This is a genomic window from Segatella copri (assembly GCF_009494835.1).
Classification (GTDB): Bacteria; Bacteroidota; Bacteroidia; order Bacteroidales; family Bacteroidaceae; genus Prevotella; species Prevotella copri_F.
Genome location: NZ_VZBE01000083.1, coordinates 1 through 20,801 on the forward strand (window position 1 = coordinate 1; position 20,801 = coordinate 20,801).

Genomic DNA, 20,801 nt, shown 5'->3' on the forward strand with positions numbered 1-20,801 from the left:
ATTTGCCGAACGTTCACAAAGACTGTCCGTCGTTTGATGTCAAGCGATGGCTGAAGTTGGTAGATTTCCACATCTAGCCGAAGCCAGAGGATATAGATGTCTATACTTAGAAAATTACTAAAAAAGGGTGTGTCATGCAGTTATGACACACCCTCTTTTAGTTTTAAGAACATAAACGCAGGCTCGTAAGTCAGCTAGGCGTATTAGAAAGAAACTCATCAACAAAAGACTGGGGAGTCATAATTTTGATTCGTTTATTATCTGAGACACCAACGAAGTCTTTAACATTGATAGTCAACAAAATGTCAGCACCACAATTAATAGCCGCCTGATATTGATAACTATCTTCTAAATCTCTAAAGTTTTCATCCTCTACTCCTTGTTTCAGTCCAAATCTTGAAGCAGACGAAATTTGGAAAGTGTCAAGAATGCGGAGCAGAATTTTCCTTTCCTGTACTAAACGTTCAGGATTGTAGATACTCATTCTTCGTAATTGTTTATCCACGAGAAAAGTGATGGTATAGAATCCTCCTTCAGACAAGAACAAAGAATGACTGGTAGATGCCAAGGTAAGAATTTTAGCCACAGCATCAAACAGAAGTCTTTTTTCTAAATATTCCGTTATAATATTGGTATCACAAAAGATTTTCATATCCCATATTTTTCTTCCAGATACTCATCACGCAGTTCTTTATCACTTTTATCTGAAGCGAACATGCCGCCCAATTCTTCCCAGCTGAACATTTTTGACTCAGCAGGAGCTTTCATATCTTCTTTTTCAGATATATCAACAACAATTTTTTGCAGGATTTTATTTACCCAATCCTCAATATTAAGTTTATCTTTTCTTGCAAAGATTGCCGCTTTGTCATATACATCTGGTCTTAATGTAATTGTTGCCATAATAATCTTTTTCTATTTAGCAATTGCAAAACTACATTTTTTTATTGAAAGTGCCAAATGAATTTGAAAAAAAATGCATTATTTTACTCTTTTTCCTCATATAACGGAATTTTTCCCGAATCCCTGCTAATCGTACAAATCTCTCAAATATGCGCAACGACAGAAGAAAAATAAGTGTTATCCATAGAAAATTACTAAAAAAGGGTGTGTCATGCAGTTATGACACACCCTTTTTCTGTTTATCTATTTCTTCTTGGGCAAACCTATCTTCTTGCCTACCTTGAAACGGTCGAAACCTTCGCCATAAACACCGATGACGGCACTCTGGCTGACAAAGGCGGTAGGATCTATCTCGTCGATAAGACGGAATATCTTCTGAGACTCACGCTGACGCGCCAATACAAACAGCATGTGGACATCCTTGCCACTGTAACAGCCATGACCATCCATCACCGTACAACCTCGGTCGGCAGCGGTATTGATGGCTGCACTGAGCTCCAGATATTTGTCGCTGATGATGAAGAACTGAACCGAACGGCGCAACGCATTCACTACATGATCTACACAGAGCGACTGCACAAAGAGGCAGACATAACCGTAAATCACCATCTCCCAATCGCGCAATACCAGATAAGAACTGGTGATGATGCACAGGTCGCAAATCATGATGGCATGACCCAGGGAAATGTTCCAATACTTGTTGATCATCGCCGCTACGGTATCAGAACCACCCGTAGAACCATTGCAGGAAAGACCCAGACCGGCACTGCTGCCCATGAAGAACGCACCGATGACCGTTGCCATGAACGGCTGGTCGTGAAGCAGCGGCGTCATGCCTACCGTATGCGTCTCTATCAGACGGGTAGTTAAGGCAAAGATACCAACACCATAGATGGTCTTCAGACAGAACTTATAGCCCAGAATGCGGAATGCGATGAGAAGCAGGAACACATTGAGCGCCAGATAAGATACAGATGCCGGGATGCCAAATCCCCAGTAAAGGATAGAAGCGATACCTCCTACACCACCCATCGTGATATGATTGGGAAGCAGGAAGATGTTCAAACCGATACTACCTTCTATCATCGCCAGGGCAATGATAACGTAGTCGCGGATTTCATGAAGTTTTGTTTTTCTCGTCATATAAATTTACGTATTTCTTAAAATGCGGTGCAAAGGTACTAAAAAATAAGTAAAAAAAGGGCAGCTACGTGAAATATTACTTAAAAAACAAATCTTTTTTATGAAACCGGCACCTTAATTCGAAAAGATTTCCTATTTTTGCAGAAACTATGCATTATTAATAATCAAAAATTTCTAGTCTATGGCTAATTACGAAAATGAAATCAACTCGTGGCCAGTCCTGAAAAACGGACTGCACTACAAATGGCTTGTCGACTACGCTGCATTCAGCGCCTTCGGTACTTTTGAACTCACAGCAGAGGAATGGGAAAAACGCGACCTTATCGTCAACTTTAAAGGTAACTCTGAGCTCACTACGGAGATGGACCATCAGGAAGCCCTGAAGAAGGCTATCGAAATGGTATCAGACAAGCTGAAGAGTCTTTTGGGCGAAGAGGCAGCACAGTTTACCCTGGTCTGCATTCCTGCAGCTCTTGAGGCGCATACCAAGCGCCGTTTCAAGGAGTTCAGCGAGGAGATATGCAAGGCTACGGGCATGACCAACGCCTACCCTGCCTTCAGCTACACGCATGATGTAGATGAAGATGGCGATCCTGTAGATGAACTCCATATCGACGAGGCTTTCTTCCAGGGCAAAAAGATCATTCTCTTTGATGACATCATCGCATCCGGCAATTCGGTAGCCAAGTTTGCCGACCAGCTGGAAGGATATGGTGCCAAGGTAGAACTGGCGCTAGCACTGGGAAAAAAGATTTCTGACGGATATGACCAGAAATAAGATATTATAAATTGATAGTTTTTTAGGCACGGATTACACGTGCCTAAAAAACACCGTTTATTATCAGAAAGCGATTTGCTTTCCCTTTTCTATGAACTCTGCATTCACGATGTCGATATCCTTCCACATCGCCATATCCGACTCCAATGCGGCCAGGCTTGAGATATCCTCACCATAACTGAAGAGGCGCTCTATCATCACACCATAGGTAAGATGCTCTATCTTCTCTATCGGATGAAGAACCACCGATTCCTCAAAACTGCTCTTCTTACCATTCCGGATTTCTACCAGCAAACGGGCACGTAACAGTTCCTTAACCGACTGGTTGACAATCTGTTGAGGTATCTTCGTTAAATCATGAATTTCTTTCGGAGTATACGCCTGTTCGCCCTGATTGAACCGACGACAAACCAGATGCATCACTACCCCACAAACCTTGATACGCTGCACCAGTTTCAGATGATCGTACTGCAAATCACCATCATAATAATGGATGTTCTGGTTGGTATGGCAAAGCAAGGCGCCAAACACTACGATAGCCCACGAAATCTGAAGCCATAACAGGAAAAGCGGAATGGCTGCCAGCGAACCATAGATGACATTGTAGCTGGACAGGAAAACCTGCAGATAGATGTAACCATACTGCAGAGCCGTCATGCAGACACCCGCCAGGAACGATGGAACCAGGGTACTGCGAACCCGGATATAGGTATTCGGGATGACATAATAGCAGAACACGAAGAACAGGAACATCGGAACAAAAGCCGCCAGATGAAGGATGAACGAAGGAATGGTATCACCGATATCCGCTATCCTGTCTACATTATCCACCATATTCACCGTCCATACATTGATGCTCGAAGCAAAGAGTATCAGCAGTCCCAGACCAAACAGAATGGTAGGATATTCGGTAACAATCTGCTTCCATGAACGCTCGCCCGTATGCCAGATGTCATCGAAGGTAAGCTCTATCTTCTGCATCAGCGAAACGATGGTATAGAGAAACATCACGATACCCGTACCGATGATATAATTGCTCTGCGTATTCTCGATATAATTATGAACGAAGTTAACGATAGTCTGCGCCACAACGGGCTGTGCCTCGAAGGTGGTAGAGAGCCAGGATTCGAGCAGAGAGGCATAGCCGAAACCACGGGCTATGACAAACATCATAGCCATGAAAGGTATCAGAGCCATGAAGGAGGCGAAAGTCAAGGCAGCCACATCCCTTGCCCACATATCCTTGAGATAGAAGATACGACCGGCAAGCATACCCATCTTGAGCCAAGACTTGAGTCTGCCCCGGAAGTCTTTGATATTAGAAGAATTGAACTCTCTGATATCTTCGTAAAAACCTAGTATTCTGTCTATTACCCCCATAAGCTTAAAGTATTGGTTTCACGATAAAACATCAAATCCCTCCACAACACCACCGGGATGCCGTGAAGGGATTTGTCTTAGTATAAATTGCTTCTGTTCTATGGATTAATAGAACTTGAAGTAGTTGCGAGCATTGTTGTAAGAGATATCCTCAACCATGCGAGAGAGGCTCTCCATATCGTTAGGAAGCAAGCCCTTCTCTACATCATTGCCGAGGAGGTTGCAGAGCAAACGACGGAAGTACTCGTGACGTGGGTAGCTGAGGAATGAACGTGAGTCAGTCAACATACCTACGAAACGGCTCAGGAGACCCAATACAGAGAGTGCGTTCATCTGGCGAGTCATACCATCGAGCTGATCGTTGAACCACCAGCCAGAACCAAACTGGATCTTACCTGGGCAAGAACCATCCTGGAAGTTACCGAGCATGGTAGCAATTACCTCGTTGGCACATGGGTTCAAAGTATAGAGGATAGTACGTGTGAGCTTACCCTCCATGTTGAGCTCATTGAGGAAGCTGCTCATAGCCCTGGCTGTAGTGAACTCACCGATAGAATCGAAACCGGTATCAGCACCGAGCTTGTTGTACATCAATGTATTATTGTCGCGAATAGCACCATAGTGGTACTGCTGTGTCCAGTCGGCAGCGTGATCCATCTCAGCGCAAACCTTGAGGAATGCATGCTTGTACTGACGGATTTCGAGAGCAGAAAGCTGCTGGCCACGCATAGCCTTGGCAAAGATAGTCTCAATCTGAGAATCTGTGTATGGCTCATCGTAGAACTCCTCGATACCGTGGTCGCTCAACTTACAGCCGTTCTCAGTAAAGAAGTCGTGACGCTTCTGCAAAGCATCAACCATATCCTGGAATGTAACGAGGTTAACACCTGCTACCTCACCGAGCTTGTTCATATAGTCAGCGAAATCTGGCTTCTCGATGTTCATAGCCTTGTCAGGACGCCAAGCTGGAATCATCTTGATTTCGAAACCGCTCTCACGTGTCTGCTTGTGGTAACGCAGGTCATCGATTGGGTCGTCTGTAGTACAAACGCACTCTACATTGTAATGACGCATCAAGCCACGAGCGCTGAACTCAGGCAACTGCAACTTCTCGTTACACTCATCGTAGATTTCACGGGCTGTCTTAGGGCTGAGCTGCTTATCGATACCGAAAGCAGTCTTGAGCTCCAGGTGAGTCCAGTGATAGAGAGGGTTACGGAAAGTATAAGGCACTGTTTCAGCCCACTTCTCGAACTTCTCCCAGTCGCTAGTATCAGTACCTGTGCAGAAGCGCTCATCTACACCATTGGTACGCATAGCACGCCACTTGTAGTGGTCGCCGCCGAGCCAAAGTTCTGTAATACTCTTAAACTTGTGATCATTTGCTACCATCTCAGGGATGAGGTGGCAGTGATAATCGATAATTGGCATTTTAGCCGCATGATTGTGGAAAAGATCCTGTGCAGTCTTAGTGTCGAGCAGGAAGTTTTCATCCATAAATTGCTTCATAATTCGTTATCGTAGTTTTTAAATGTTTATTTATACATTTCAAATTGTAGCGCAAAGATACAACAAATATCGGAAAAAAGAATCGTTTAAGCGAAATATTTTTGATTATTTCACTTAAACGATTACGTTGGGTTGCATTATACAATGATTCTTGTCTTATGATAGCTTTCACGGAACTCGCTTGGCGAGCATCCTTTCTTTTTCTTGAAGATGCGGTTGAAGTTGCTGAGATTGTTGAATCCGCAATCAAAACCTATCTCGCTGATACTCTTGGCGGTATCTACCAGCATGCGGGCAGCATAACCCAGACGCAGGTCGATGATATACTCAGAGATATTTCTGCCGGTATGGAGCTTGAAGAAACGGCTGAACGCACTGCTGCTCATGCCTGCCAGCGAGGCAAGCTCCGGCAGACGGAGTTCATCCATATAGTTCTTGGAGATGAAATTCTTCACCTTCAGAATGCGCCGGCTATCGTCTTCAACCGTTACCTTGGCATAACTGCTGGAAGCCAGCGTGCGGGCATTTTCGCAGCGTGACAACTCATAGAGAATGGTCAGGAACTGCTGTACAGCATAGAATCCGTCTTTTACGGTACTTAAAGTATCGAGCAGTCCGTATACCTTCATGATTGCCTGCATCGGGAATGAGAGTCCCTTCTTTGCTTCCTGCATCATACGGGTGATGCTGGCGTACGGATTTCTTCCGAAAAGGGTTTCATCACCCATGGAGAAATCAAACTGGATGGTAATCTCACGGATATCATCGCTGTGGCATTCGTTCTGTTCCCATACATGCTCCAAATCAGGCGATGTGATGAGACAGAGGTCATAGTCGCCTATCACCTCCTGCGAATCGCCAACGATTCTCCTTACTCCCTTTGCATTCTCTACAAAGTTCAACTCGTACACCGAATGGTTATGGATAGGATAAGTAAACTCCTTCTTGTGTCGGTCTGCAATATAGAGCACATCCTTACCCATCAGCGGTGTTATCTCGTGTATGATTCTTCTATCATCTACCATGGTACTAAATGATTAATAACTAATCACTATTTTAGATATTCAAAGTCTTCAGAATGTCGCTCATCTTCTGCTTGGTTGCGATACGGGTAGGAACCAGAGGCAGACGGAGCTCGTTCTCGATGAAGCCCATATCATTGAGCAGCGCCTTTACGCCGGCAGGGTTACCGTCAACGAAGAGCAGACTGTAAAGCTCAGTGAAAGAATGATGAATCTTACGGGCTGGCTCATATTCGCCACGGAACTCGAGACGGATCATACGGCTGAAAGCCTTAGGCAGGGCATTGCCGATAACAGAGATAACGCCGGCAGCACCACTGGCAATCATTGAGAAGGTAAGCGCATCATCGCCGCTGATAACATCAAAATTATCAGGCTTGTTCTTGATAATCTCATCTACCTGCTCCAGACTGCCACTAGCCTCCTTCACGGCTACCACATTAGGGAAGTCGCGGGCGATACGGCAGGTTGTTTCAGGTTTCATGTTGACACCGGTTCTGCCAGGAACATTGTAGAGCACGATAGGCAGCGGACTAACCTGAGCGATGGCCTTGAAGTGCTGATAGAGACCTTCCTGAGAAGGTTTGTTGTAGTAAGGACAGATACTGAGGATGCCATCGATGCCACTCCAGTCGGTGTTCTTGATTTCTTCAACGACAGCAGCAGTATTATTACCGCCACAATATTTCAATATCTTGATGCGACCCTTGTTCACGTCTTTCACCAATTCTGTGATTTTATCTTTCTCTTCCTGTGTAAGACATGGAGCCTCACCAGTTGTGGCAAGGATGCAAAGGAAGTCTGCACCATTGTCAATTTGAAACTCTACCAATCGCTTGAGCGACTGATAATCAACCGAGCCATCGGTGTTGAAAGGAGTAATAAGGGCAACACCTAAACCCTTGAATATGTTCTGTGCCATAATCTATAATATCAAAAACGTTGGCAAAAGTACACAATTATTGTCAATTTGCAAAATAAAATTGAACTTTTCTTTCAAGATTGTACCATTTTTGAAAAAAATCTGTATTATTATACCATATTTCACGTTTTTTTAGTAACTTTGCACCCGAATTAAGCAAAGAACGTAGAACAAATCAAAGCTCAAAGTTCATAGCAAAAAACAAAAAAGTTCAAAGATCATCATGAGATATTTCATATTCTTCGGTTACGACGGCACCAACTACCACGGCTGGCAGATTCAGCCCAATGCCAATTCGGTGCAGCAGGAGTTGCAGCGCGCCCTCTCCATACTTATGAGAAAGGAAATGGAGGTGGTGGGAGCAGGAAGGACCGATACCGGCGTACATGCCCGACACATGGCAGCCCACTTCGATACCGACAGGATTCCGATGGAACCCGACCAGCTGGTATACCGTCTGAACCGCATCCTGCCCCGCGACATCGCCGTATACGAAGTAAGGGAGGTTGCCCCAGAGATGCATGCCCGTTTCTCTGCCATCTCGCGCACATACCATTATTATATACATACGCAAAAAGATCCGTTTGAGCGCCATTATTCACTGCAGATGAACTATCCCCTGAATTTCGAGAAGATGAACGAGGCGGCTCAGCATTTTCTGCATCACGAAGACTATGCAGCGTTCTGCAAGGCGGGTGGCGACAACAAGACTACCATCTGCCACGTAACAGCCGCCCGATGGATACAGACCTCTCCTACCACCTGGTATTTCGAGATTACTGCCAACCGTTTCCTGAGAAACATGGTGAGAGCCGTAGTGGGAACGCTTATCGATGTAGGCAGAGAAAAGATTACGATGGAACAGTTTCTCGATATCCTGCACAACGGAAGCCGCAGCGATGCAGGCGAAAGCATGCCGGGTAACGCATTGTTCCTGGAAGACGTGGGGTATGATTTCAAAGATTAAATGATTAGAAACACAAGGGCGCGAGCCTCATTCAACATTCAACATTCAACATTTAACATTCATAAAAATGTGGTTAGTATTAGCATTTCTCTCAGCAGCGCTGCTGGGATTTTATGATGCCTTCAAGAAGAAGGCGCTTTCAGGTAACGCAGTGATTCCCGTGCTCTTTCTGAACACGCTCTTCTCATCGCTCATCTTCCTGCCGTTCATCGTGATGAGCTATACAGGAAAGTCGCTGGATGGAACGATGTTTCATGTAGCAGAAGGCGGATGGGAAGTTCACAAGTACATCGTACTCAAGAGTTTCATCGTATTGAGCAGCTGGATCTTCGGTTATTTCGGCATGAAACACCTGCCGCTCACCATCGTGGGACCTATCAACGCCACCCGACCGGTAATGACACTCGTAGGCGCCCTGCTGGTTTATGGCGAGGTACTGAATCTGTATCAGTGGATTGGTGTCATACTTGCCATCATCTCCTTTGCCATGCTTTCGCGCAGCGGCAAGAAAGAGGGTATCGACTTCAAGCACAACAAATGGATTTACTTCATCGTGCTGGCTGCTGTTCTCGGTGCAATAAGCGGTCTCTACGACAAGTATCTGATGGCTCCACCAGAGAATGGTGGTGTAGGATTAGACAGAATGATTGTGCAGAGCTGGTACAACATCTACCAATGTTTCCTCATGGGAGCCATGCTGCTGATGATATGGTGGCCTACCAAGAAGAATTCTACCCCATTCCACTGGCACTGGAGTATCATCTTCATCAGTATCTTCCTTTCGGCAGCCGACTTCGTTTATTTCTACGCTCTGAGTCTGCCTGGCGCCATGATCAGTATCGTGAGCATGATTCGCCGCGGTTCGGTTATCGTCAGCTTCCTCTTCGGTGCAGCCATCTTCCATGAGAAGAATCTCAAGGCGAAGTTCGTAGACCTTCTCCTCGTACTGCTCGGAATGCTCTTCCTCTATTTCGGAACGAAGTAATGATTATAAAAAAAGTCTTGCAAGCCAATGTGCCTGCAAGACTTTTTTATGTTTTTACCAGATATGTGCACGCTTGTTCTTAGGAACAAAGAGCTTGTCGCCCTTCTTGATGTCGAATGCCTTATACCATGAATCCACCATTGGGAGGGCACCGTTCACACGAGCCTCGTTTGGAGAGTGAACATCCACGGTCATCAGATACTGCAGGTACTCAGGACGGGCATTGCCTGCCCATACACGTGCCCATGCCAGGAAGAAGCGCTGTTCTGGAGTAAATCCATCCTTCACACCCAACTTCTCTGTCTTCATCACATTCTGAAGCGCACGGAAAGCGATGTTCAAACCACCATTGTCACCGATGTTCTCACCCAGGGTCATCTGGCCGTTTACCTTCTTGCCAGCCAACTCAATCTTGTTGAAATGGTCAACCAGGATCTTGGTGCGAGACTCGAAGTTCTTCTTGTCAGCAGCAGTCCACCAGTTGTGCTGGTTACCGGTCTTGTCAAACTGGCTGCCCTGATCGTCAAAGCCATGACTCATCTCATGACCGATTACACCACCGATACCACCATAGTTCATCGCATCATCGGCTGTTGGGTCGAAGAATGGAGGCTGGAGAATAGCTGCAGGGAAGCAGATCTCGTTGGTAGTTGGGTTATAATAAGCATTGATAGTCTGAGGAGTCATTCCCCACTCTGTCTTATCTACCGGCTTGTTCACCTTGCGGGCGATTTCATCCTTGGTAAAGAACTCAGAGATATTTGCCATATTCTCGTAGAGAGAAAGGCTGTCATCTACCTGCAATCCGCTATAGTCCTTCCACTTGTCAGGATAGCCGATCTTGATGATGAAGTTCTCCAGCTTATCCTTAGCCTGTGCCTTGGTAGCAGCACTCATCCATGTAGCCTCGTCGATGCGCTGTGAAAGCGCAGTCTGGAGATTGTGAACCAGTTCGAGCATACGCTTCTTGCTGCTCTCCGGGAAGTACTTCTCTACGTAAATCTTTCCGATAGCCTCGCCCAACACACCGCTCACGGTACTTACGGCACGCTTCCAGCGAGGACGGTCCTGCTGAACACCGCTCATTACCTTGCTCAACTCAAAGGATACGGCACGGAAATCATCGCTCAACACGCTGGTTGCACCAGAAATCACCTTGATCTCTGCGTATGTCTTCAGATCATCCAGAGAGGTCTCTGCGAGAATCTTCTCAACCTCGTGGATTGGTTCAGGCTGACCCACGCAAATTTCCTTGAAAGCAGGGAAACCGGATGCCAGGAACACATTGCCCCAGTCGATGCCAGGATAATCGAGCACGAGCTGGTTGTAGGTCATCTTGTGATAGTTCTTGTCGATGTCGCGGAGCTGTACCTGGCTATAGCTTGCCTTAGCGATGCGGGTCTCGATAGCCATCACAGCCTCCATCTTCTTCTGGGCGGTAGCCTCGTCGTTGCCTACCATCTGGAAGAGCTTCTTCATATAAGCCTTGTATGCATCACGAATCTTCTTGGTCTGCTCGTCATCGTTTACATAGTAATCGCGTACACCAAGACCGAGACCACTCTGGTCTACCTCAACGAGGTTGTTGGCGGCATCACGAAGGTCGGCGCCCACACCGATGCCATACATCATGGTACCCTCGCCACGGAAATCGAGCTGAGCGGTAACGAGCTGATACTCTCTGCGGTCCTTGATGGCTGCAATGCGGTCGAGAGTTGGCTTGATAGGTGCCCATCCCTCCTTGTTCAGGCGAACGCTGTCCATACGGAGGTTGTAGAGCGAACCGATCTTCTGTCCGAGTGACCCCTTCTGCTGTGGCTTGGAAGCATATTCAAGGATGATGTCCTGGATGCGCTTCTGGTTCTGCTCAAAGAGATCGGTGAAAGCACCATTGTCGGTATGCTCGGCATCGAGTGGATGATTCTTCATCCAGTTGCCTGCGGCATAGCGATAGAAATCATTACCCGGCTTGATGGTCAAGTCCATGTTGGTCTTGTCAATACCGGAGCCCAACTTCTCCTGCTGGGCAAAAGCAGTTGTTGCACTGAGCAACAATGCTGCGAATAATACTTTTGTTCTCATTATTGTTTGTATTTAACTGTTTCTTTTTTTATAAGGGCGAGACCTGCAAAGGTCAGGGCGCCATTCAGCATCAGAAGCTCATAACCGAACTTATAGCCCACATACTGCGAGGTAAGGGTATCAATGGCGAAGCAGATGAGCGGACTGGCGATGCAGACCCATGGCGACCAGCGGTCGTTTACCTGACGCCTGGTGAGCAGACTGAAGGCAAACAAACCCAACAGCGGACCGTAAGTATAAGAGCAGAGGATGTAGATGGCATCTATCACGCTCGTAGAATTAATCGCCTTGAAAGCAATGATGAAGAGCATGAAGACGAAAGCCACCAGCAGATGCATGCGCTTGCGGAGCTTCATATCCTCTTTCCTGCCCAATATATCCACACAGAGACTCGTAGTAATGGCGGTCAAAGCAGAATCGGCACTGGAGAAACTTGCCGCCACAATGCCAATGGTAAACAAGACCACCACCAGGTTTCCCATCGCCCCCGAAGCCGCAAACATCGGCAACAGATCATCCGGAGCCTGCGGCAGCGCCACTCCCTGTTTCTGAGCCAGCATCACCAGCAACACACCCAGACTCAGGAAAAGCAGATTGGCAGGCACAAAGGCAAAACCATAGCTGCAAACATCCTTCTGGGCCTCACGGAGCGACTTGCAGGTAAGATTCTTCTGCATCATGTCCTGATCAAGACCAGTCATCACAATCACTACAAAGACACCGCTGAGGAACTGTTTCCAGAAATTCTGTTTCGACATCCAGTCATCAAAGACAAAAATACGGGAATGACTGTCGTGAGCTATCGCAGTGATTGCTTCGGAAGGAGTCATGCCCAACGCCGACATCACCTGACAGATAATGAGGATGAGCGCAGCAAACATACAGAGCGTCTGAAAGGTATCCGTCCACACCAGCGTCTTGATGCCACCCTTGCGCGTATAAAGCCAGATAAGCAGTACCATGACAGGAACCGTGACCCAGAACGGAACACCAATCCCATCGAGCACGAAACGCTGCAAGAGGATACAGACGACAAAGAAACGGACCGCCGCACCCGTCATCTTGGACAAGAGGAAGAACGAAGCTCCAGTCTTATACGAACGTTCCCCCAACCGCTGCTGCAGATAACCGTAAATCGTAGTGAGATTATACCGGTAATAGATAGGAAGCAAAAGAAAGGCAACCAGGAAATAACCCAGAATGAAACCGATGCACATCTGAAGGTAGGTCATATCCGTTCTCATCACCATACCCGGCACACTGACGAAAGTGATGCCCGAAATAGACGCACCCACCATACCGAAAGCAACCATATACCAAGGCGAACGGCGGTTGGCACGATAGAAAGTTTCATTACTTGCCATTTTACGGGCAGTAAGATGACTGAAGAGCAGCAGCACACAGAAGTATGCCAGAACTGTGATAACGATAGCCATATTCTCTTAGATTAATATAAAAACAAAAAACCTCCGAGATCACTCTCGAAGGTTTCTGCGGTGCGTACGAGACTCGAACTCGTGACCTCCTGCGTGACAGGCAGGCATTCTAACCAACTGAACTAACGCACCATATTATTATGGAGGAGTCGAAATGTTCAAATGAAATTAGCGGTGCGTACGAGACTCGAACTCGTGACCTCCTGCGTGACAGGCAGGCATTCTAACCAACTGAACTAACGCACCAAACTATTTTGGCAAACCTGCAAGATGATTTTGAGCGGTGCGTACGAGACTCGAACTCGTGACCTCCTGCGTGACAGGCAGGCATTCTAACCAACTGAACTAACGCACCAATCATGAAATCAAATTGAATGGCTTAGCGCTCATTTTTCATTTGCGAGTGCAAAGGTACTACTTTTTTTTGGTTCTACCAAATTTTTATGCAACTTTTTTACAGAAAATATTGAAAAAACATCGCATCCTCATATCCAACTGGGCTACAAAGCCATTGTTTCAGGACATTATTCCCCTCAAATCCAACAGATTGCAGCATTTTAGCCGCTTTTTGATTTCTAATACCTACAATAGCATAAATCTGCTGAAGATGAAGTACATTCCGAGCATATTGCAACAAGCGTGACACAGAAGCCTTCGCGTAACCCTGCCCCTGAAACTCCTTTTTGATGACAATTCCGAGTTCGGCACGGTGATGACGGGGATCAAAATCTGTAAGATCCAGGATGCCCACCTGCTCATTCTGCTCATTCTCTACTATCAGGCGCACCTGATTGTCTACATAAATATCTGCCGAAGCACTGGTTATATAGTCGAGCAGCACCCGGCGCGAATATGGAACATTGGAAACACCCAGTTCCCAAAGCCGATCATCATTCTCTATCTGGTAGAGAAAATCAAGATCTTCCAACTCTAAAGCACGTAATCGAATATTCGGTTCTTTCATAAACTACACTTATAAATAATGTACGCGCGTACCTTATAATATAGAAATAAATCTATCCTTATAAATAACCAAATTCATCCTTATCCATCACCTCCCTATCCGTAATCACCTTACCGATGTCCTTCGTATAGGTAGCCAGTTTGATATTCTCGTCAGACCGCTGCGCAAGCTGATGCAGCATCTCTTCATAGCTCATCTCATCAGCATCAAACAATACCTGGTTTGACAGGTCAACATGAGAAGGAGAAAAGAATCCCAAACTCTTTCTGATTCTCGCAGTCATCATCTGCGTAAAGGCTACAGAGGCACGGGCATAGATGGCAAATTTGATAGGAATACTCAAGAGATGCGACATACCCGAATAATGTTTACGGAAGAAGATAAGCATCGCCTCGTAAAACACATGAACATAGCGGAAGCTCGACTTCTGAGTACTTTCACCTTTGTAATGCAGGATATCTACAGGCAGATAATAGTTCTGATAACCACCCTTCAAGATACGGTAAGAAAGATCAATATCCTCGCCATACATGAAGAAATCCTCATCCAGCAACCCCACCTTCAGCAAGGCTTCGCGACGAATCATACAGAAAGCACCGCTCACAACCTCTATCTTTGCCGGCTTATCCCATGGAAGATAACCCATATAATAATGACCGAAACTGCGATGCTGAGGAAACCGGCTGCACAACCCCATCATCTTATAGAAAGCCACCATCGGAGAAGGCAATCCTCTCCTACTCTCAGGAGCTGGTTTGCCATTGGCTCCCAACATCCTTACACCCAGAGCACCAGCATCAGGATGAGAACGCATAAAACTGACAGCATCCTTGAGAACATGCTCACCGATAATGGTATCCGGATTCAGCAAAAGAACCAGATCACTCTCACTCTTGCGGATAGCAAGATTGTTGGCACGGGCAAATCCGTTATTATGCGTACAGGCTACAACATGGAGATTAGGATATCGGGAAGCCGGGAAACACTGTTCGAGATATTCCACCGTTCCATCCTGAGAATGATTATCAACCACGATAATCTCTGCCGTATCTCCACTTGCATCACCCTGCTGCCCACACTCCAACACGCCGATAGCTTTCTCTACCGAACGCAGACACTGGGCAAGATAGTACTTCACATTATAGCTTACTATGACAACACTGAGTTTCATATCGAATAGCAAATATTAGATACTGAAAGTTTAACCTTCCGCCTCTGTTGTTTCGTCCTCACATCTTCCGACAGAAGGATAAACAAAGAAGAGACAGAGAAAAAGGATGATAGCCATATATCCGAAAGCAGGCGCCATCGTCTGATAATACATAAACGTATTGACCAGCATTGGCAAGCAGAGCATATTCAGACGGGCAGTGCCCAGAGGAAGAAGTGCATCTCCCTTACGGGTTACCAACTGACGGTGAATAGCCTTGAAACTGAAGAGTTTGAGCGCCAAAGGAATAACGGCAATGGTAAGAAACTCCATCGCTACGGTTATCACATAGACCAACGTAACATCCCCTGCCAGATTAGTAGGTTCCAGAATCTCTGTCTCATAGAGCAAGACCAGCAGGAATCCTACCAACAGGACAAAGAGGAAATTGGCCATCAATATTCGTTGTACTTGTTTGATTTTCATTTTGTTGTCTTTTGTTATTGTCCAAATGGAGTTCTGTTCAGAATACTCCGTCCGAGGGTAACCTCATCTGTATACTCCAATTCATCACCCACCGAGATACCACGGGCGATAACAGAGAGTTTAACAGGATAATCAGCAAGTTTACGGGAGATATAGAAGTTGGTAGTATCACCCTCCATCGTACTGCTGAGAGCAAAAATCACCTCCTTCACCCCACCTTCAGCCACACGCTGAACCAGCGATTCTATCTCTATATCCGAAGGACCGATACCATCCATCGGCGAAATGATGCCGCCCAAGACATGATAGAGTCCGTGAAACTGCTGCGTGTTTTCTATCGCCAGTACATCCTGCACATTCTCGACGACACAGATGGTAGAAGCATCGCGCCGGGAATCAGAACAGATCGGACAGACATCAGTATCGCTGATATTATGACAAACTCTGCAGTATTTCACTTCACGCCGCATCCTGGAAATGGTATCAGCAAAGAGTTCTACATCCTCACTCTTACGCTTGAGCATAAAAAGTACAAGGCGCAAAGCTGTTTTGCGCCCTATACCTGGCAATTTAGAAAACTCCGCCACTGCCTTTTCCAACAAAGTCGAAGAAAACTGTTGTTGCATCTTAGCAGTTTAGAGATAAATACCAATACCCAGTTTCAAACCTACTGTAGAATAATCTACATGCTTCTTGAAACTCTGATCGTAGTAGATAGCTGGCTCGATAGTAACCGACTTGCCGAGAAAGAAAGCATAACCTACCTCTACCCCTGGCATGAAATCATTATAACCTCCGGAATGAGCCAACTTTACGCCGCCACCCAGATACAGGCCATTCTGCTCGATATAATAACGTGCCTGGGCACCGACAGAGAAATAATCCTTCACGCCTTCAAGACCAGAATGATTATATTCTGCCTGCCCCAACAGCATCCAGTCGTCTTCTACGAAGTATCCAGCCTTAGCCTGAATACCGAGATTGAGGTCCTGAGAGCCATTATAACTCAAGTTTAAGCCCGTCATCGACGCACCGATATACTGTTTTCCACTTTCAAACTGAGCATGGGCAGCTGTCGAAACGACAAGGGCCAATGCTGCAATAGCTAATTTTTTCATTCGTATCATATAAATTTACGTATATTGATTAATACTTATATATAAATCTATTGTTTCTTCTGATAACTGCGATACCAACCCAGGAACCATACCAAGGCTATCACCAGAATGATGACACTGCCCGTATAAGCCAGGCTCTCACCCAAAGCCAAAGCTGTTGGCGAAATGAGCAGGAAGGTTGAACATATCACGGTCATAAACAAGGCAGGAACCAGCGTCATCACAAAAGGCTTCTTCTGCTGTACCAGATAAACCGTCAATGTCCAGAGGGTGAACACAGAAAGCGTCTGGTTAGCCCAGCCGAAATACTGCCAGATGATATTGAAACCATCAGGATTCTCCATCTGCCAAACCAGAATGCCCACCGTAAGAGCAAACAACGGAACGCAGATATAAAGACGCTTGCGCATAGAGCGCTGCTCCAAACCGATAAACTCGGCGATAATCAGACGGGCACTTCTCAAAGCCGTATCGCCACTGGTAATAGGTGCTGCAACAACACCCAGCAGAGCCAGGATTCCACCAGCCACACCCAACCAGCTGGAACATACAATTTTCACAACGGTAGGCGCATCGAAGTTCTGGATAAGTGACTTACCGCCATCAAACTGAGCGATAAACTGCTGAGCCGCCTCAGGACTTACGCATTCACGCCATCCACCATAATAGAAGAAATACATGGAAACCGTAGCCCATATCAAGGCAACAACACCTTCTGTAATCATGGCTCCATAGAAAATAGGGCGACCCATCTTCTCATTCTTCATGCATCGGGCCATGAGCGGACTCTGCGTAGCATGGAAACCACTGATGGCGCCACAGGCTATCGTGATAAAGAGGCAAGGGAAAACCGGACTCTTCTGTACAAAAGACTCCGTTCCCAACCAAGCCGGATTCTCATTGAGATTGCAACTCTGCAAATTGCTCCAGAGTTCAGGCAATGAAGGCCACTTCACAAAGAGACCTATCATCAGAGCACCTGCCATAAAGAGAAGCGAGAAGGCAAAGAGCGGATAAACCTTACCGATAATCTTATCGATAGGCAGTAATGTAGCAATGACGTAATAAACGAAAATCACCACAATCCAAAACATCTGGCTGCCCCAGAATGCATCCGTATTACAAATACCACTCATAATGATAGCCGGACTGTATACAAACACAGCTCCCACCATCATCAGCAAAAGTACCGAAAAGACCAACATCACTTTCTTGGTGCGTCCACCCAAATACTTACCTACCAGTTCCGGCAAACCAGCTCCACCGTTACGGATACTGAGCATACCGCTCATGTAATCATGCATGGCTCCTGCGAAGATACACCCGAAGATAATCCACAGATAAGCCACCGGTCCGTACCAGGCACCCATAATAGCACCGAAGATAGGACCCGTTCCTGCAATGTTGAGGAACTGAATCATGAAGATCTTCCAACTAGGCAGTACCATAAAGTCGACCCCATCGGCTTTGGTCACTGCAGGCGTAGGGCGGTCATCAGGACCGAACACATGCGCCACAAACTTTCCATAAAGAAGGTAACCCAATACAAGGGCGACCAAACTAATAACGAAACTGACCATTTTTCTTTTATTGCTTAAAATTTTCTCTCTTTTCGGTGCAAAATGCACTTTATTTTAATATTTCAACCGCAAAAGTAATATTTTTATTTGAAATAAAAAAAAATATTGGTATCTTTGTTGCCAAATTGTAAGATTATGAAGAGATTTAAGATATTTTTTATCGTTTTATGCTCTGTTTTGGCCGCAAAAGCCCAGAGTATCGTGTTCAATAACCAGATGCCGAAACATGAAGTAAGAGCTGTATGGCTGACAACCATAGGAGGTATCGACTGGCCACACTCCTATGCCCAGTCTTCTTATTCTGCCGAAAAGCAGAAAAAGGAACTGACGGATATACTAGACCGGTTACAGCAGGCTAAAATCAATACCGTACTGATACAGACCCGCGTAAGAGGTACCATGATTTATCCGTCGGCATACGAACCTTGGGATGGATGTCTGTCAGGATTTCCGGGCAGAAGTCCGGGCTATGATGCCCTGCAGTTTGCCATCGACGAATGCCATAAGCGCGGTATGGAACTGCATGCCTGGGTGGTAACCATCCCTGTAGGAAAATGGAACGCACTCGGCTGCAAAACCCTCAGACAGAAGATGCCGAAACTCATCAAGAAGATTGGAGCCGACGGATACATGGATCCGGAAAACAGTCGGACTGGTGATTATCTGGCTAACATCTGCAGGGAAATTACACATAAATATAATGTAGACGGTATTCACCTCGACTACATCCGTTACCCTGAAACCTGGAACATCAAAGTGAGCCGGGAACAGGGACGCCGGTATATCACCAACATCGTAAGAAAGATTCACGATGCAGTGAAGGCTGAAAAACCTTGGGTAAAAATGAGCTGCTCACCTGTAGGAAAGTATGATGACCTGAGCAGATACCGGAGCTTTGGCTGGAATGCATACACGAAGGTCTGCCAGGATGCACAGGGCTGGCTCAAGAGCGGTCTGATGGACGAGCTCTTCCCTATGATGTATTTCAAGAACGAACACTTCTATCCGTTTGCCATCGACTGGCAGGAACAGAGCCATGGCAAGATTGTGGTTCCAGGACTGGGCATCTACTTTCTCGATCCGAAAGAAGGAAAGTGGAACATCAATGACGTGACGGCAGAAATGTATCATATCCGAAACCTCGGAATGGGATATGCATTCTTCAGAAACAAGTTCCTCCTGGACAACAAACAGGGTATTCTCAACTTTACCCAACGTTTCAATCCATACCCTTCATTGGTTCCGCCGATGACCTGGGCAAGCAAGAACCAACCGGAACAGCCACAACAATTATCGGTAATCACCACCGATAACAAGGTATCAGTTTCCTGGAGCAATCCTTCAAACTATACGGATGGCACTAAAATCGCAACCCCTTATATATATAATAATGTATACGCGAGCAAGATATATCCGGTTGACATCACCGATGCACGCAACCTGGTTGCCGCACGAATCATAGGAAATTCGTTCAAAATAGAAAATCCTGATGCAAAACATCTGTTTGTTGCCGTAACTTCAATGGACGGATATGGCATCGAAAGCCAGCCAACCCAAGAAAAAGAGGAAGAGAATCCACTTTTTGCCAAAAGCACAGGAGCTGCGAAATTACTCGAATGTGACGGAAAGAAGGTATATCTAGCAGAAACTACAAAAAATCTCGTTTTTGACGTTCTGATGGTCGAAGCCCTGCAAGGATGCGATATTCTGTACCTCCATGCAAAAGATAACACGCTAGATGTTAGAAACTTAAAGGAGGGTATCTACCGCGTGGTAAGCATCAACAAGAAGGGGTATAGACATACGTTAGGAACCTTCAAGATGAAGAAAAATTGATTTTTTTCGAAAAAAGTTGCGAAAAAATTTGGTGGAATCAAAAAATAGTAGTACCTTTGCACTCGCAATTCAGAAATGAGGCTTTTAAATGTTGCACCCTTAGCTCAGTTGGTAGAGCAACTGACTCTTAATCAGTGGGTCTAGGGTTCGAATCCCTAAGGGTGTACAAAAGATAAGAATTGGCTCCGTAGCTCAACTGAATAGAGCACTTGACTACGGATCAAGAGGTTCAAGGTTTGAATCCTTGCGGAGTCACTCTCCTATCAAAGCTTCACTGAAATAAATGGTTTTGGCTCCGTAGCTCAACTGAATAGAGCACTTGACTACGGATCAAGAGGTTCAAGGTTTGAATCCTTGCGGAGTCACTCTCCTATCAAAGCTTCACTGAAATAAATGGTTTTGGCTCCGTAGCTCAACTGAATAGAGCACTTGACTACGGATCAAGAGGTTCAAGGTTTGAATCCTTGCGGAGTCACTAACAAATAGTTGCACCCTTAGCTCAGTTGGTAGAGCAACTGACTCTTAATCAGTGGGTCTAGG

At 45.9% G+C, this 20,801-nt stretch carries 19 protein-coding genes and 7 tRNA genes; 8 read left to right on the plus strand and 18 right to left on the minus strand.

Annotated features, from left to right (window positions below; genetic code table 11):
* Nucleotides 1–190 precede the first annotated feature (190 nt).
* The 3 genes from F7D47_RS12260 to F7D47_RS12270 all read right to left on the minus strand — a co-directional run bounded on the left by F7D47_RS12260 (nt 191) and on the right by F7D47_RS12270 (nt 2,046).
* On the minus strand, nt 191–652 hold the full coding sequence (locus tag F7D47_RS12260) for a hypothetical protein (protein WP_153085519.1): 462 nt from the start codon (nt 650–652) through the stop codon (nt 191–193).
* Nucleotides 649–903, minus strand: coding sequence for a hypothetical protein (locus F7D47_RS12265; protein WP_153085518.1), 255 nt, complete (start codon nt 901–903; stop codon nt 649–651). Before F7D47_RS12265 ends, F7D47_RS12260 begins: the two co-directional genes overlap by 4 nt.
* Nucleotides 904–1,146: 243 nt before the next feature.
* Nucleotides 1,147–2,046, minus strand: coding sequence for a YitT family protein (locus tag F7D47_RS12270; RefSeq protein ID WP_006846749.1), 900 nt, complete (start codon nt 2,044–2,046; stop codon nt 1,147–1,149).
* 181 nt (nt 2,047–2,227) lie between these two features.
* On the opposite strand from F7D47_RS12270, the gene F7D47_RS12275 reads away from it, so the two are divergent.
* A complete protein-coding gene (locus tag F7D47_RS12275; protein WP_006846750.1) occupies nt 2,228–2,824 on the plus strand; it encodes a phosphoribosyltransferase in 597 nt (198 codons plus the stop codon).
* A gap of 63 nt (nt 2,825–2,887) precedes the next feature.
* Here F7D47_RS12275 and F7D47_RS12280 read toward each other — a convergent pair whose 3' ends face one another.
* From F7D47_RS12280 to dapA, 4 genes are all read right to left on the minus strand, one after another.
* Complete coding sequence (locus tag F7D47_RS12280; protein ID WP_153085517.1) at nt 2,888–4,204, minus strand: YihY/virulence factor BrkB family protein; 1,317 nt, start codon at nt 4,202–4,204, stop codon at nt 2,888–2,890.
* Nucleotides 4,205–4,309: 105 nt separating this feature from the next.
* Complete coding sequence (gene uxaC, locus F7D47_RS12285; RefSeq protein WP_153081474.1) at nt 4,310–5,713, minus strand: glucuronate isomerase; 1,404 nt, start codon at nt 5,711–5,713, stop codon at nt 4,310–4,312.
* 137 nt (nt 5,714–5,850) lie between these two features.
* Nucleotides 5,851–6,738, minus strand: coding sequence for an AraC family transcriptional regulator (locus F7D47_RS12290; protein WP_153085516.1), 888 nt, complete (start codon nt 6,736–6,738; stop codon nt 5,851–5,853).
* Nucleotides 6,739–6,769: 31 nt separating this feature from the next.
* Nucleotides 6,770–7,657 carry a 4-hydroxy-tetrahydrodipicolinate synthase gene (gene dapA / locus F7D47_RS12295; RefSeq protein WP_022121062.1) on the minus strand — a complete coding sequence of 296 codons (888 nt, stop codon included), beginning with the start codon at nt 7,655–7,657 and terminating at the stop codon, nt 6,770–6,772.
* 223 nt (nt 7,658–7,880) lie between these two features.
* Here dapA and truA point away from each other — a divergent pair, with 223 nt between their 5' ends.
* Both truA and F7D47_RS12305 read left to right on the plus strand, forming a co-directional pair.
* Nucleotides 7,881–8,624, plus strand: a complete 744-nt coding sequence (gene truA / locus F7D47_RS12300; RefSeq protein ID WP_153085515.1) for a tRNA pseudouridine(38-40) synthase TruA — start codon at nt 7,881–7,883, stop codon at nt 8,622–8,624.
* A gap of 67 nt (nt 8,625–8,691) precedes the next feature.
* A complete protein-coding gene (locus F7D47_RS12305) occupies nt 8,692–9,609 on the plus strand; it encodes a DMT family transporter (RefSeq protein ID WP_153085514.1) in 918 nt (305 codons plus the stop codon).
* 54 nt (nt 9,610–9,663) lie between these two features.
* On the opposite strand, the gene F7D47_RS12310 is transcribed toward F7D47_RS12305, so the two are convergent.
* The 11 genes from F7D47_RS12310 to F7D47_RS12360 form a co-directional block, all read right to left on the minus strand.
* Complete coding sequence (locus tag F7D47_RS12310; protein ID WP_119229842.1) at nt 9,664–11,691, minus strand: M13 family metallopeptidase; 2,028 nt, start codon at nt 11,689–11,691, stop codon at nt 9,664–9,666.
* On the minus strand, nt 11,691–13,127 hold the full coding sequence (locus F7D47_RS12315) for a sodium:solute symporter (RefSeq protein WP_153085513.1): 1,437 nt from the start codon (nt 13,125–13,127) through the stop codon (nt 11,691–11,693). Before F7D47_RS12315 ends, F7D47_RS12310 begins: the two co-directional genes overlap by 1 nt.
* A gap of 58 nt (nt 13,128–13,185) precedes the next feature.
* Nucleotides 13,186–13,259: transfer RNA gene (locus F7D47_RS12320), tRNA-Asp, on the minus strand.
* A gap of 40 nt (nt 13,260–13,299) precedes the next feature.
* A tRNA-Asp gene (locus F7D47_RS12325) sits at nt 13,300–13,373 on the minus strand.
* Between the two features lie 35 nt (nt 13,374–13,408).
* A tRNA-Asp gene (locus F7D47_RS12330) sits at nt 13,409–13,482 on the minus strand.
* A gap of 99 nt (nt 13,483–13,581) precedes the next feature.
* Complete coding sequence (locus tag F7D47_RS12335) at nt 13,582–14,091, minus strand: GNAT family N-acetyltransferase (RefSeq protein ID WP_153085512.1); 510 nt, start codon at nt 14,089–14,091, stop codon at nt 13,582–13,584.
* 58 nt (nt 14,092–14,149) lie between these two features.
* Entirely contained in the window at nt 14,150–15,262 is a 1,113-nt protein-coding gene (locus F7D47_RS12340) for a glycosyltransferase family 2 protein (RefSeq protein WP_119227420.1), read from the minus strand.
* A 30-nt stretch (nt 15,263–15,292) separates the two neighbouring features.
* Nucleotides 15,293–15,727 (minus strand): hypothetical protein, encoded by a 435-nt coding sequence (locus tag F7D47_RS12345; protein ID WP_153085511.1) that lies wholly within the window; start codon nt 15,725–15,727, stop codon nt 15,293–15,295.
* A 14-nt stretch (nt 15,728–15,741) separates the two neighbouring features.
* Nucleotides 15,742–16,353, minus strand: a complete 612-nt coding sequence (recR, locus tag F7D47_RS12350) for a recombination mediator RecR (RefSeq protein WP_006846762.1) — start codon at nt 16,351–16,353, stop codon at nt 15,742–15,744.
* A gap of 9 nt (nt 16,354–16,362) precedes the next feature.
* Nucleotides 16,363–16,854 carry an outer membrane beta-barrel protein gene (locus F7D47_RS12355; RefSeq protein ID WP_153085510.1) on the minus strand — a complete coding sequence of 164 codons (492 nt, stop codon included), beginning with the start codon at nt 16,852–16,854 and terminating at the stop codon, nt 16,363–16,365.
* A 38-nt stretch (nt 16,855–16,892) separates the two neighbouring features.
* A complete protein-coding gene (locus F7D47_RS12360) occupies nt 16,893–18,425 on the minus strand; it encodes a carbon starvation CstA family protein (protein WP_153085509.1) in 1,533 nt (510 codons plus the stop codon).
* Nucleotides 18,426–18,560: 135 nt separating this feature from the next.
* Here F7D47_RS12360 and F7D47_RS12365 point away from each other — a divergent pair, with 135 nt between their 5' ends.
* From F7D47_RS12365 to F7D47_RS12385, 5 genes are all read left to right on the plus strand, one after another.
* Nucleotides 18,561–20,261, plus strand: a complete 1,701-nt coding sequence (locus F7D47_RS12365) for a glycoside hydrolase family 10 protein (protein WP_153108155.1) — start codon at nt 18,561–18,563, stop codon at nt 20,259–20,261.
* A 93-nt stretch (nt 20,262–20,354) separates the two neighbouring features.
* Nucleotides 20,355–20,427, plus strand: a tRNA-Lys gene (locus F7D47_RS12370).
* Nucleotides 20,428–20,442: 15 nt separating this feature from the next.
* Nucleotides 20,443–20,516 (plus strand) — tRNA-Arg (locus tag F7D47_RS12375).
* Nucleotides 20,517–20,552: 36 nt separating this feature from the next.
* Nucleotides 20,553–20,626: transfer RNA gene (locus F7D47_RS12380), tRNA-Arg, on the plus strand.
* Between the two features lie 36 nt (nt 20,627–20,662).
* Nucleotides 20,663–20,736: transfer RNA gene (locus F7D47_RS12385), tRNA-Arg, on the plus strand.
* Nucleotides 20,737–20,801 lie beyond the last annotated feature (65 nt).